Origin of the sequence: Actinomadura oligospora ATCC 43269, assembly GCF_000518265.1 — a bacterium.
Classification (GTDB): Bacteria; Actinomycetota; Actinomycetes; order Streptosporangiales; family Streptosporangiaceae; genus Spirillospora; species Spirillospora oligospora.
Genome location: NZ_JADG01000021.1, coordinates 65014 through 77641, shown reverse-complemented (window position 1 = coordinate 77641; position 12628 = coordinate 65014). Strand labels below are relative to the sequence as shown.

13 protein-coding genes are annotated in these 12628 nt (G+C 71.4%); all 13 read left to right on the top strand.

What is annotated here, in order from left to right:
- The 13 genes from P696_RS0128805 (at window position 1) to secF (ending at window position 12534) form a co-directional block, all read left to right on the top strand.
- On the top strand, window positions 1-537 hold the full coding sequence (locus P696_RS0128805) for a hypothetical protein (protein ID WP_026415044.1): 537 nt from the start codon (window positions 1-3) through the stop codon (window positions 535-537).
- A gap of 97 nt (window positions 538-634) precedes the next feature.
- Window positions 635-1666: a DUF3048 domain-containing protein gene (locus P696_RS0128800; protein WP_245627846.1), complete on the top strand. Its 1032-nt coding sequence runs from the start codon at window positions 635-637 to the stop codon at window positions 1664-1666.
- A gap of 149 nt (window positions 1667-1815) precedes the next feature.
- The gene (gene pdxS, locus P696_RS0128795; RefSeq protein ID WP_026415042.1) at window positions 1816-2739 is read left to right on the top strand and encodes a pyridoxal 5'-phosphate synthase lyase subunit PdxS; all 924 of its coding nucleotides are present in this window, start codon (window positions 1816-1818) and stop codon (window positions 2737-2739) included.
- A gap of 160 nt (window positions 2740-2899) precedes the next feature.
- On the top strand, window positions 2900-3526 hold the full coding sequence (locus P696_RS0128790) for a DUF6928 family protein (RefSeq protein WP_026415041.1): 627 nt from the start codon (window positions 2900-2902) through the stop codon (window positions 3524-3526).
- A gap of 94 nt (window positions 3527-3620) precedes the next feature.
- Window positions 3621-4238, top strand: a complete 618-nt coding sequence (gene pdxT, locus P696_RS0128785; protein WP_026415040.1) for a pyridoxal 5'-phosphate synthase glutaminase subunit PdxT — start codon at window positions 3621-3623, stop codon at window positions 4236-4238.
- A 2-nt stretch (window positions 4239-4240) separates the two neighbouring features.
- Window positions 4241-4990, top strand: coding sequence for a YebC/PmpR family DNA-binding transcriptional regulator (locus tag P696_RS0128780; protein ID WP_026415039.1), 750 nt, complete (start codon window positions 4241-4243; stop codon window positions 4988-4990).
- 161 nt (window positions 4991-5151) lie between these two features.
- Window positions 5152-6309 (top strand): GNAT family N-acetyltransferase, encoded by a 1158-nt coding sequence (locus tag P696_RS0128775; RefSeq protein ID WP_026415038.1) that lies wholly within the window; start codon window positions 5152-5154, stop codon window positions 6307-6309.
- A 128-nt stretch (window positions 6310-6437) separates the two neighbouring features.
- Entirely contained in the window at window positions 6438-7049 is a 612-nt protein-coding gene (ruvC, locus tag P696_RS0128770) for a crossover junction endodeoxyribonuclease RuvC (RefSeq protein WP_026415037.1), read from the top strand.
- Window positions 7046-7651: a Holliday junction branch migration protein RuvA gene (gene ruvA / locus P696_RS0128765; RefSeq protein WP_026415036.1), complete on the top strand. Its 606-nt coding sequence runs from the start codon at window positions 7046-7048 to the stop codon at window positions 7649-7651. The genes ruvC and ruvA overlap by 4 nt, the downstream gene beginning before the upstream one ends.
- Complete coding sequence (gene ruvB, locus P696_RS0128760; RefSeq protein WP_026415035.1) at window positions 7648-8718, top strand: Holliday junction branch migration DNA helicase RuvB; 1071 nt, start codon at window positions 7648-7650, stop codon at window positions 8716-8718. Before ruvA ends, ruvB begins: the two co-directional genes overlap by 4 nt.
- A gap of 245 nt (window positions 8719-8963) precedes the next feature.
- Window positions 8964-9479, top strand: coding sequence for a preprotein translocase subunit YajC (gene yajC, locus P696_RS48800; protein WP_064744143.1), 516 nt, complete (start codon window positions 8964-8966; stop codon window positions 9477-9479).
- A gap of 104 nt (window positions 9480-9583) precedes the next feature.
- Window positions 9584-11356, top strand: coding sequence for a protein translocase subunit SecD (gene secD / locus P696_RS0128750; protein ID WP_034487507.1), 1773 nt, complete (start codon window positions 9584-9586; stop codon window positions 11354-11356).
- Window positions 11357-11358: 2 nt separating this feature from the next.
- Window positions 11359-12534, top strand: a complete 1176-nt coding sequence (secF, locus tag P696_RS0128745; RefSeq protein ID WP_026415033.1) for a protein translocase subunit SecF — start codon at window positions 11359-11361, stop codon at window positions 12532-12534.
- Window positions 12535-12628 lie beyond the last annotated feature (94 nt).

Genomic DNA, 12628 nt, shown 5'->3' with positions numbered 1-12628 from the left:
ATGCTGCCCGACTGGATCTACGACGCAATCTTCCTCACCGCCGTGGTCTTCCTCCTCGGCGTGTACGTCTCGTGGCGGGCCACCCGGCTGGACCGCCTGCACGTCCGGGTCGAGACCGCGCGCGCCGCGCTGGACGCCGCGCTCGTCCGCCGCGCCGCGGTGGCGCTGGAGCTGGCCGCGTCCCGGCTGCTCGACCCGGCCACCAGCCTCGTCCTGGCGACCGCCGCGCACGAGGCCCACACCGCCGACGCCGAGGCCCGCGAGTTCGCCGAGAGCGACCTGTCCCGGGCCCTGCGCGCCGTGATGGACCAGCCGGACTTCGCCGCGACCGTGTCGGCCCGGCCCGAGGGGCAGGCCGTCCTGGAGGAGCTGACGGCGGCGTCCGCCAAGGTCGTCTACGCCCGCAGCTTCTACAACGACGCCGTCGCGTCCGCCCGCACCGCCCGCAGGAAACTGCTGGTCAGAGTGCTGCCGCTGGCCGGACGCGCCGCCTGGCCGGGCTTCTTCGAGATCGACGACGACCCGCCCCGCCCCTGACCCGGGCCTGCGTTCCGGGACGGAACAGGGGAGACGCGTCTCCGTCGACCGTCGGCTACCCTCGGGGGCCGATTGGTCGTCAAAATGAGGAGAACGCGTGGGTTTCGTCCAAAACCGGACCCTGCGAACGTGGACGGCCGCCGGGATCGGCGGTGTGCTGGTCTGCGGGACCCTCGCGGCCTGCGGCGGGGGCGGGAAGGGCAAGTCCCCCTCCTCGGAGTCCCTCAAGGGGAGCCCGGGCGCGTCGCCGACGGCGCTCGGCTACCACCCGCTCAACGGCGGCAGGACCGGCCTGCGCAACCCGGTCCTCGCCGTGAAGATCGAGAACACCTCCTCGGCGATGCCGCAGAGCGGCGTGTCCGCCGCCGACCTGGTCTACGTCGAGCAGGTCGAGGGCGGCGAGACCCGGCTGATGGGCGTGTTCTCCTCGCACCTGCCGAAGCGGGTCGGGCCGGTCCGCAGCGCCCGCATCTCCGACCTGCACCTGCTGCCGCAGTTCGGCCGTCCGGCGTTCGCGTTCTCCGGCGTCCAGAGCAAGATGAAGAAGTACATCCGCAAGGCGCCGGTGTACGACATCTCGCAGGACAACGGCGGGCGGGCCTACGTCCGCGACAACTCCCGCAGGATCCCCTACAACCTGTACGCCGACCCCAAGGACCTGCTCAGGCAGGCCCCCAAGGCCCAGGCCCCGCAGGACGTCGGGTTCCGCTTCGGCCCTGCCCCGGACGGTGGCAGGCCCACCACGTCCTTCACCGCCAAATGGCCCGCCGCCGACATGGAGTTCACCTGGTCGGTCAAGGAGAAGCGGTGGCTGGCGTCCTTCCACGGCCGTCCCGACATGGACGCGGGCGGCGGCCGGATCGGCGGCCGGACCGTCGTCGTCCAGCGCGCCAAGACCACCCGCTCCCAGTTCCACGACTTCCTCGGCTCGTACACGCCGCTGATCCACACCACCGGGACCGGCACCGCCACCGTCTACCGCGACGGCAAGGCGTTCGACGCCAAGTGGTCCCGTCCGAGCGAGGACAAGGGCACCACCTTCACCACGGCCGACGGCAAGCCGCTGAACTTCGCGCCCGGACAGGTCTGGATCGTCCTCGTGAACGACGGAAAGCCCTACATGCCGTAGGAGGCTTACAGGGTGTCAGTCGTGTTCGCGGGATGGCTGTCGTACACGCCGTAACGCGGCGCCGGGCGCCGTTGACACTCTGCCGGGTCGAGGGGCGTCCCTAGCAGGCAATATCATGTGATCAGACTTGTCGTCCGTCCACGTGAGGAATGCCCGTGTCCACTCCCAGCAACGCCCCTGAGACCACCGCCCCCGCGACGGGCACCGCCCGGGTCAAGCGCGGCATGGCGGAAATGCTCAAGGGCGGCGTGATCATGGACGTCGTCACGCCCGACCAGGCCAAGATCGCCGAAGACGCCGGCGCGGTCGCCGTGATGGCGCTCGAGCGCGTCCCGGCCGACATCCGCGTCGAGGGCGGAATCTCCCGGATGAGCGACCCCGACATGATCGACGGGATCATCAACGCGGTCTCCATCCCGGTCATGGCCAAGGCCCGCATCGGCCACTTCGTCGAGGCCCAGGTGCTGCAGTCGCTCGGCGTCGACTACATCGACGAGTCCGAGGTGCTCACCCCGGCCGACTACGACAACCACATCGACAAGTGGGCCTACACCGTGCCGTTCGTGTGCGGCGCCACCAACCTCGGCGAGGCCCTGCGCCGCATCACCGAGGGCGCGGCCATGATCCGCTCCAAGGGCGAGGCCGGCACCGGCGACGTCTCCAACGCCACCACCCACATGCGCAAGATCCGCGCCGAGATCCGCCGCCTGCAGAACATGCCCGAGGACGAGCTGTACGTCGCGGCCAAGGAGCTCCAGGCCCCGTACGAGCTGGTCAAGGAGGTCGCGCAGGCCGGCAGGCTGCCCGTCGTGCTGTTCACCGCGGGCGGCATCGCCACCCCGGCCGACGCCGCGATGATGATGCAGCTCGGCGCCGAGGGCGTGTTCGTCGGCTCCGGCATCTTCAAGTCGGGCAACCCGTCCCAGCGCGCCGAGGCGATCGTGAAGGCCACCACCTTCCATGACGACCCCGACGTGATCGCCCGGGTGTCCCGCGGCCTCGGCGACGCCATGGTCGGCATCAACGTCGCCTCCCTCGGCGAGGACCAGAAGTTCGCCCACCGCGGCTGGTGATCTCCACGGGCGGCCGGTGATCGTTCCGGCCGCCCGTCCCGCGCTCCCACTTCCCCGTCCGGCCTCCCCGCGCCCCGCGGGAGGGTTTACGCTGGCCGCGCGGCCGGTGGGACCCGGAACCCCCGTGGGCGGCGACCGGCCGCGGGAGGGGATGACGAGCATGGGGTGGACCGTCGCTCTGGCCTGCGCGACCACCGGTGATCCCGCCGAGCTGTTCCGGCCGGGCCTGACCCCCGACGCCGCCGCCGGCGCGGACCTCGCCCGGCGGCTGTACCCGGACGCGACCCTGGTCGAGACCGGCGAGACCGTCCTGGACTTCGCGCTCTGGCCCTACGAGGACGAGCTGTTCGTCGGCGCGTTCGACGGCGCCCTGCTGGTCTGCGACCGGCGGCTGTTCGGCCTGGACGACGACGCCCGCAGGATCGCCGACACCGTCGCCGCGGCCCTGCCGGGCGCCCGCTGCGGCGTCTTGGTCCTGCAGAACGTCGCGTCCGGCTGCTGGTTCCGCTGGTACGAGGCGGGCGGCCTGCGCCGCGAGGTCTTCGTGACCAGCGAGGACGGCGTGGTCATCGACCAGGGCGGCCGGATGCCCGCCGAACGCCCCTACTGGGCGGCGATCGACGGCGGCGCGTCCGACGTCCCGCTGCCGTTCTCGCCCGAGGAGTTCGGCCTGGCGATCGCCCGCGAGCACATGGTCGGACGCGACCTGGCGTCGCTCGGCCCGGACGGCTTCCTGCCGCTCGAACTGCCGCTGCGCCGCTTCCGGCTCCGCCGTCAGGCCTCCTGATCCGTCCCGTCCGGGAAGGGAGTGCGGAGCCGGAGGCGTTGTAAGGAACGTCTAGGGTTGTGACGACCCCCGAATCTCCCCGGAAGGATCATTGGTGACCACTGAGCCGACGATCGGCGTGCTCGCCCTGCAGGGCGACGTGCTCGAGCACGCTCGGGCGCTGGAGGGCGCCGGGGCGCGGACCCTGACCGTCCGCCGCCCTGAGGAACTGGAGCGCGTGGACGGCCTGGTGGTGCCCGGCGGCGAGTCCACCACGATGTGGCGGCTCGCCCGCGCCTTCGACCTGCTCGAACCGCTGCGCAAGCGGATCGAGGCCGGGATGCCCGCCTACGGCTCCTGCGCGGGCATGATCATGCTCGCGGACCGGATCGAGGGCGGCGTCGAGGGGCAGGAGACGCTCGGCGGCATCGACATGACGGTGCGCCGCAACGCCTTCGGCCGCCAGGTCGACTCCTTCGAGGCGCCGGTCCCGCTGACCGGCATGGGGGACACGCCGTTCCACGCCGTGTTCATCCGCGCCCCCTGGGTGGAGGGCGTCGGAGACGCGGTCCAGGTACTCGGTCGTGCCGAGAGCGGCCCGAACGTCGGTAGGATCGTCGCCGTCCGCCAGGGCCGCCTCATGGCGACCTCGTTCCACCCTGAACTGACGGGCGACCACCGTGTGCACCACTACTTCGCCGATCTGGTGCGCCGGGCGATGGAGGAGGATTAAGCATGTCCGGCCACTCCAAGTGGGCGACGACCAAGCACAAGAAGGCCGCCCTCGACGCCAAGCGCGGCAAGCTCTTCGCCAAGTTGATCAAGAACATCGAGGTCGCGGCGCGCACCGGCGGCGGTGACCCCGATTCCAACCCGACGCTGTACGACGCCATCTACAAGGCGAAGAAGAGCTCGGTCCCGAACGACAACATCGAGCGCGCGCGCAAGCGCGGCGCCGGTGAGGAGGCGGGCGGCGCCGACTGGCAGACCATCACCTACGAGGGCTACGCGCCCGGCGGCGTCGCGGTGCTCATCGAGTGCCTCACCGACAACCGCAACCGTGCGGCCTCCGAGGTCCGCGTCGCGCTCACCCGCAACGGCGGCTCGCTCGCCGACCCGGGCTCGGTCTCGTACATGTTCAACCGCAAGGGCGTCGTGATCGTCCCCAAGGAGGGCACCTCCGAGGACGACGTCATGATGGCCGTCCTGGAGGCGGGCGCCGAGGAGGTCAACGACATCGGCGACCAGTTCGAGGTGGTCTCCGAGGCGGGCGACCTGATCGGGGTCCGCAAGGCCCTGCAGGAGGCCGGCATCGACTACGAGTCGGCCGAGAGCAAGTTCCTGCCGACGATGTCGGTCCCGCTCGACGAGGACAACGCCAAGAAGGTGTTCCGTCTCCTCGACGCGCTGGAGGACTCCGACGACGTCCAGGAGGTCTATGCGAACTTCGACGTCTCGGACGAGGTAATGGAGCTTCTGGGTTAGCCTCGGAGCGTGGCGCTCTGCTCACGTGGAGCGAGGATCGCAACGACATGTCCGACGAGGTGCTCGCCACCCTCGACGATTGTCTTTGATCGCACGAAGGACGCCGTCTCCCGGACATCGGGAGGCGGCGTCCTTCGTTTCGTCCACCTAGGGTGGGGATCATGGAGATTCGTGAGCTGACCACCGACGACCTCGACGCCGCCCTGGACAACCGCGTGCGGTCCTTCGGGCCCGTGCCCGAGGCGGACGTCAACTCGTGGCGGGACGGCTCGGCGAGCGTGATGGCCGCCGGACGGCAGCTCGGCGGCTTCGACGGCGACCGGCTCGTGTCCACCGCGCGCGTCCTGAAGTTCCGGCAGTGGTGGGCGGGACGGGCCGTCCCGATGGGTGGCCTGGCGGGCGTCACGGTCGCTCCGGAGGACCGGGGGCGCGGCGCGGGCCGCGCGATCGTGACGGCCGCCCTGCAGCGGGCCGTGGAGCTGGGCGACGCGCTCTCGGCGCTGCACCCGGCCACCACGACGCTGTACCGGGGCCTCGGCTGGGAGCACGCGGGCGGGTTGCACAAGGTGACGCTGAAGACCGAGGGCCTGCGCGGCATCCGCGCGGAGCGGGTCCCGGTGCGTCGTGTCGGCCCGGAGGACGCCGAGGAGGTCGCGGCGACGATCGCGCGCGTGCACGAGGGCGCCCGTGACTGCGGCCCGGTCGACACCGGCGCCGACCTGTGGCGGACGCGGCTGACGCACAGCGGCCTGTTCGCCTACCTGGCCGAGGACGGCTTCCTGGCCTACCGGTGGGCCGCCGACAACGCCTCGCTGGTGATCGACAAGGTCGTGGCGGGCTCGGAGCGGACGGCGCGGGCGCTGTGGGCGATCGTCGGGTCCGGGGCGTCCACGGCCGAGACGGTGACGGCGAACCTCGCCCCGTACGACCCGGTGCTGTGGCTGCTCGGCGAGCGCGAGCACGACATGATCGACCGCACCCAGTGGATGCTGCGCGTCCTGGACGCGCCGAAGGCGGTCGAGCTGCGCGGCTACCGTCCCGGGGTGGGCGCGGAGGTCCCGATCCAGATCACCGACGAGATCCTGCCCGCCAACGCCGGTTCCTGGATGCTGACGGTCAAGGACGGCGAGGGCCGTCTCGAACCGGCCTCGGAGGAGGCGACGGCCGTCCGCGTGGGCCCGCGCGGCCTGGCGGCGTTGTACGCGGGCGTTCCGGTGAGCACGCTGCGCCGGGCGGGCCTTCTGCACGGCGGGGACGTCCGCGCCGAGGCCCTGGACGCGGTGTTCGCCGCGCAGCCGTTCGCACTCGACTACTACTGACGGCGACGCCGCGCGGTCGGCCGTCGGACGCGGTCGGCCGTCGGACCGGCGCGGCACGGCCTGCGAGCGCTCGTCGCCGGTGTCCGATAGCGTGGCGTCGGCCGAACACATGATCGAAGGGCGGGGCCGTGCGGGTGATGGGCGTGGACCCCGGGCTCACCAGATGCGGTGTCGGCGTCGTGGAGGGCGTTCCCGGAGCGCCGCTGAGCCTGGTGCACGTGTCGGTCGTCCGCACCGCGCCGGACGAGGACGTCGCGCTCCGGCTGCTCGGCATCGAGCAGGGCATCGAGGCGCTCATGGACGAGCTGTGCCCCGAGGTCGTCGCGGTGGAGCGGGTGTTCGCGCAGCACAACGTCAGCACGGTCATGGGCACTGCGCAGGCGGCGGGGCTGGCGATGGTCGCGGCGGCGCGCCGGGGCCTGCCGGTGGCGATGCACACGCCGAGCGAGGCGAAGGCCGCGATCACCGGCAACGGGCGCGCCGACAAGGCGCAGGTCACATCGATGGTGACGCGGCTGCTGCGGCTGGACGCGCCGCCGAGGCCCGCCGACGCCGCCGACGCGCTCGCCCTGGCGATCTGCCACGTGTGGCGGGGCGGTGGGCAGGCGCGGCTGGCCGCGGCCCGCACCCGTCCGGTCCCCGGCCAGGCCGGTCCCAGCCAGGCAGAGATCAACGCCGCCCGGATCGCCGAGGCGCAGAGGGCGGCGCGTTCCCGTAGTCGAGGAGGTTTCCCGAGGTGATCGCGTTCGTCAGCGGCAAGGTCGCCGCCGTAGGACCGGACGGCGCGGTGATCGACGTGCACGGCGTCGGCATGGCGGTGCAGTGCGCCCCGGCGACGCTCGCCGGTCTCAAGATCGGTGAGGACGCGCACGTGCCGACGTCGATGGTCGTGCGGGAGGACTCGCTCACCCTGTTCGGGTTCGCCGACGACGACGAGCGGCAGATCTTCGAGCTGCTGCAGACGGCGAGCGGCGTCGGTCCGCGGCTGGCGCTGGCGATGCTGGCCGTCCACCCTCCGGACCGGCTGCGTCTCGCGGTCGCGCAGGAGGACGTGACCGCGCTCACGCAGGTGCCGGGCATCGGCAAGAAGGGTGCGCAGCGCATCGTCCTGGAATTGAAGGACCGGCTGGGCAGCCCGGTCGGGGCGCCGGAGGCGCCCGGGCGCCGTCCGGGCGCGGGCCAGGCGTGGCGCGCGCAGGTGCAGACCGGCCTGGTGAACCTCGGCTGGACGGTCAAGGACGCCGACGCGGCCGTGGACGCGGTCGCCGCCGACCTGGACGGCACCGAGGTCCCGCCGGTAGGTGAGCTGCTGAAGGCCGCGCTGAAGAAGCTGAGCCGATGAGCGAGTACGACGAGCGCCTGGTCGGCGGGGGAGCCGAGGGGCCGGAGGAGCAGGTCATCGAGGCCGCGCTGCGGCCCAAGCGGCTGGACGACTTCGTCGGGCAGGAGCGGGTCCGCGAGCAGCTGTCGCTGGTGCTGCGCAGCGCGCTGCGGCGCGGCCGCACGCCCGACCACGTGCTGTTGTCGGGCGGACCGGGACTCGGCAAGACCACTCTCGCCATGATCATCGCTGCCGAGCTCGGGCAGCCGCTGCGGATCACCTCGGGCCCCGCGATCGAACGCGCCGGGGACCTGGCCGCCGTGCTGTCGACGCTGGCCGAGGGGGAGGTGCTGTTCCTGGACGAGATCCACCGGATGGCCCGTCCCGCCGAGGAGATGCTCTACATGGCGATGGAGGACTTCCGCGTCGACGTGATGGTGGGCAAGGGCCCGGGGGCGACCGCCATTCCGCTCGACATCGCCCCGTTCACGCTGGTCGGCGCGACGACGCGGGCCGGGATGCTGCCGGGCCCGCTGCGCGACCGGTTCGGTTTCACCGGGCACATGGACTTCTACGGCCCGGCCGAGCTCGAGGTGATCGTCCAGCGGTCGGCGCGGCTGCTGGAGGTGGAGATCACCGACGAGGGCGCCGCGGAGGTGGCGTCCCGGTCCCGGGGCACGCCGCGTATCGCCAACCGCCTGCTGCGGCGCGTCCGTGACTACGCCGAGGTGCGGGGCGACGGCAGGGTGACGCACGAGGCCGCCCGCGCCGCCCTCACGCTGTACGAGGTGGACGAACGAGGGCTGGACCGTCTCGACCGGGCGGTCCTGGCGTCGCTGCTGCGCAAGTTCGGCGGCGGTCCGGTCGGCCTGTCCACCCTGGCCGTGTCGGTGGGGGAGGAGCCGGAGACCGTCGAGGTGGTGGCGGAGCCCTTCCTCGTCCGGCAGGGGTTCCTGGCCCGCACGCCCCGGGGACGCATCGCGACCCCCGCGGCGTGGGCGCATCTGGGACTCACCCCGCCCCCGACCGCCCCGCTGGCGGGCGCGGCCCTGTTCGATCTCGACGAGGGCGCCGAACAGCCCGAGTAGACGGGGTTCCGGAGGCGTGGGCGGGCGGTGTGACGGCCGGGCCGGCCGGGGTGACATGATCACGGCGGCGTGATCGGGGCGTAACGGGTTGGGAACTTCCCGAGAGTGCCGCTCGTCACGTCGTTGCCGGGGTCTCGCGTACTCTCTAGACTCCGGGACTTGGTCACACCGTCCACCAGCCGGCGGTCCCGAGACACGGCCTACCGGCCACAGGCTGGGCAAATCAATCGGAAGGACGCCCCGTAATGGGCAGCGACACACACATCCTGGCGGCGAGCTCAGGGGGCAGCGGTGCATTCAACCTGCTGCTCCTCCTGGCCGTGCCGCTGGTCTTCTATTTCCTGCTGATCCGGCCGCAGAGCAGGCGGCGCAAGGAGCAGATGCAGCTGCAGAACAGCATCGCGCCCGGCACCCGGGTCATCACCACCGCCGGCATGCACGCCACGGTGGTCGAAGTGCAGGACGACGGCATCGTGCTGGAGATCGCCCCCGGCGTGGAGGCCAAGTTCGTCAAGCAGGCGGTCATGACCGTCCTGAAGGACGAGCCCGCCGACGAGGAGCTCGACGGCGACGAGCAGGACGACGCCCCGGCCGAGACCGACGCCAAGGGCGACGACGAGTCGCCGGCGAAGGCCGTCGACGTCGAGGACGACGCCGACAAGGACGGGAAGACCGCCGTGAAGGCGGGCGTTAAGGCCGACGCGAAGGACGAGGACGAGGCCCCCGCCCACGCGGGCAAGGCCGACAAGCCCTCCGCCTAAAACCCGCGGCGGCACCGACAAGACGGGAAGTTCGACGACCAGTGGCATCGTCTCGTAGCAATGTCCCCAGGCCGGGGCGCACACTTCTGGCGCTCTTCGTGGTCATGGCGGCCCTGACCGGCGTGATGTTCATGCAGGGGAAGGGGACCCCCAAGCTGGGGCTCGACCTCGCGGGCGGGACGACCGTCACGCTGACCGCGCACACCGAGAACGGCAAGACCCCGCCGAGCAGCCAGATGGACCAGGCCGTCAAGATCATGACGCAGCGGGTCAACGGGCTCGGCGTCTCGGACGGCGAGGTCGCCAAGCAGGGCGGCAACAACATCGTGGTGAACCTGCCCGGCCAGGGGCAGAGCCGCGCGGCGGAGACCATCGGCTCCACCGCCAAGCTCCAGTTCCGGCAGGTGTTCGCCGAGTCGAGCGGGCTGCCGGCGCAGACTCCGGCGACCACGCCGACCGCGACCTCCAGCCCGAAGGCGGGCGCCACGCCGTCCGGCAAGGCGACGATCCCGGGCGCCGCGAGCCCGTCGGCCAAGCCGTCGGGTTCGGCCACGCCGAAGCCGTCCGACTCGTCCACGCCGCGCGGGCGGGCGCTGTCGCAGGCGCTGACGGCCCCGACGCCGTCCGGGTCGCCGAAGGCCAAGCCGACCGGTTCGGCCACGCCGAAGCCGTCGGACACCCCGACCGCGCAGACGCCGCCGGTCGGCGCCGACGGCAACGACTTCGCCGGTGTCGAGGACAAGGACGCCATCGCCCTGTTCCAGCAGACCGTCTGCGGCGCCAAGGGCGGCCCGACCGTCAAGGGCTCCAACGACGTGAACCGCAAGTGGGTCGTGGCGTGTGACGACAAGGCCGAGAAGGGGCAGGTCACCAAGTACCTGCTGGGCCCGGTGCGGGTGCTCGGCGAGGACGTCAAGTCCGCGACCGCGATGCCGCCGGACACCTCGCAGGGCCAGTCGAGCTGGTCGGTGAACCTGACCTTCACCGGCAAGGGCGGCAACCAGTTCTCCCAGACCACCAGCGAGGCGTCCAAGGCCTACCAGGCCAACCCGTCGTCCCCGCAGGCGCAGGTCGCGATCGTGCTGGACGGCCAGGTCGTGTCGGCCCCGTCGATCAACCAGGGCCCGATCACCGGCGGCAGCGCCCGGATCGACGGCCCGGCGGAGAGCTTCACCCAGACCTACGCCGAGGACCTGTCCAACAAGCTCAAGTACGGCGCTCTCCCGCTCGAGTTCAAGATGAGCGCGATCGACGAGGTGTCGTCCACGCTGGGCGCCGACCAGCTGCGCGGCGGCCTGATCGCCGGCGGTATCGGCCTGGCGCTGGTCCTGCTGTACTGCATGGTCTACTACCGGGGCCTCGGCCTGGTCGCGGTCGGCTCGCTGGTCATCGCGTCCTGGATGACCTACGTGGCCGTGGTCATCCTCGGTGAGAACATCGGCTGGCGGCTCAGCCTGCCGCACATCATCGGTCTGATCGTGTCGATCGGCATCACCGCGGACTCGTTCATCGTCTACTTCGAACGAATCCGCGACGAGCTGCGCGCCGGACGGGCCCTTCGGCCGTCGGTCGAGGTCGCCTGGAAGCGCGCGCGGCGTACCATCCTGGTGGCGGACGCGGTGACCTTCCTCGCCGCGGTCGTGCTGTACTTCCTCGCCGTCGGCGGCGTCGCTGGCTTCGCGTTCGCGATGGGCCTGACCACGCTGATCGACGTCGTGGTGGTGTTCTTCTTCACCAAGCCGCTGGTGGCGCTGCTGAGCCGGACCAAGTTCTTCGGCCGGGGCCACAAGCTGTCGGGGCTGGACGCCGCGCGACTGCGCCGGACGACGCAGTCCCGTGCGACCGGCGCCGCCCGCCCGACGAGCCAGGAGGTCTGATCATGGGACTGCGTGCGATCATCTCCCGGATCTACCGGGGCGAGATCAGCGCCGACATCGTCGGCCGGCCGAAGGTCTGGTACTCGATCTCCGGCCTGCTGATCGTGTTCTCCCTGGTCGGCCTGCTCGTCCAGGGGCTGACCTTCGGTGTGGAGTTCAAGGGCGGCTCGGTCTTCACCATCGCCAAGGCCTCGCACCACTCGATCGAGGACGTGCGCGGCGCGGTCACCTCGGCCGGTGTGCACCAGACGACCGTGCAGAAGGCGGGCGGCAACTGGCGCGTCACCACCGAGAGCCTCGACCCCAAGCAGGTCAACGAGGTCAAGAAGGACGTCTCGGAGAAGCTGGGCGTCTCGGAGAACGACGTCAGCAGTCAGATCGTCGGCGCGTCCTGGGGCGGTGAGATCACCAAGAAGGCGTGGCAGGCGCTCGTCGTCTTCATGATCCTGATCATCGCCTACCTGTCGGTCGCCTTCGAGTGGCGGATGGCGGTCGCCGCGATGGTGGCGCTGCTGCACGACCTGATCATCACGGCCGGCATCTACGCCTGGTCGGGGTTCGAGGTCACCCCGGCGACCGTGCTGGGCTTCCTGACCATTCTCGGATACTCGCTGTACGACGCGGTCGTGGTGTTCGACATGATCAAGGAGGTCACGCGGCCGCTGAACGCCAAGTCGAAGATCACCTACAGCGAGGCGGCCAACCAGGCGCTGTCCAGCACCCTGGTCCGGTCGCTGAACACCTCGCTGGTGGCGATCCTGCCGGTCGCGGCGATCCTGTTCATCGGCACCACGCTGTTCGGGGCGGGCACCCTGAAGGACCTGTCGCTCGCCCTGTTCGTCGGCATGATCGTCGGCACCTACTCCTCGATCTGCGTGGCGACGCCGCTGCTGGTCCAGCTGAAGGAGCGGGAGCCGAGGTTCAAGGAGCTGCGGGCGAACATCGCCAAGCGCGAGCAGAGCCCGAAGCAGCAGGCGAAGGTCGCCAAGGCGACGGCCCGCTCGGCCTCGGACGACGACGACACTCCGCCGTCCGACGACGTGCCGGAGGACGGCGCGTCCGCCGCGGGCACGGCACAGGGCGGAGTGCCCGCCGGTGTCACGCTGAAGAAGGTGGTGCAGCAGGGGCCGCGTCAGCAGCCCAAGCGCGGTACCCGGCAACAGCGTCGCGGCAAGTAGGCTGCTGGGACGACCTGCTCGAACGAGCATGACGGCCGTGTCGGTCCCCCCGGTCCACCGGGGTGGGCGGGCACGGCCGTCGCACTGTGCCCGG

Bases quoted from the DNA above. Each gene is read 5' to 3' on its own strand.
- P696_RS0128780 (WP_026415039.1), top strand. From the start codon at position 4,241: ATGTCCGGCCACTCCAAGTGGGCGACGACCAAGCACAAGAAGGCCGCC.
- P696_RS0128805 (WP_026415044.1), top strand. From the start codon at position 1: ATGCTGCCCGACTGGATCTACGACGCAATCTTCCTCACCGCCGTGGTC.
- pdxS (WP_026415042.1), top strand. From the start codon at position 1,816: ATGCCCGTGTCCACTCCCAGCAACGCCCCTGAGACCACCGCCCCCGCG.
- secD (WP_034487507.1), top strand. From the start codon at position 9,584: ATGGCGGCCCTGACCGGCGTGATGTTCATGCAGGGGAAGGGGACCCCC.
- yajC (WP_064744143.1), top strand. From the start codon at position 8,964: ATGGGCAGCGACACACACATCCTGGCGGCGAGCTCAGGGGGCAGCGGT.
- ruvB (WP_026415035.1), top strand. From the start codon at position 7,648: ATGAGCGAGTACGACGAGCGCCTGGTCGGCGGGGGAGCCGAGGGGCCG.
- secF (WP_026415033.1), top strand. From the start codon at position 11,359: ATGGGACTGCGTGCGATCATCTCCCGGATCTACCGGGGCGAGATCAGC.
- P696_RS0128775 (WP_026415038.1), top strand. From the start codon at position 5,152: ATGGAGATTCGTGAGCTGACCACCGACGACCTCGACGCCGCCCTGGAC.
- P696_RS0128790 (WP_026415041.1), top strand. From the start codon at position 2,900: ATGGGGTGGACCGTCGCTCTGGCCTGCGCGACCACCGGTGATCCCGCC.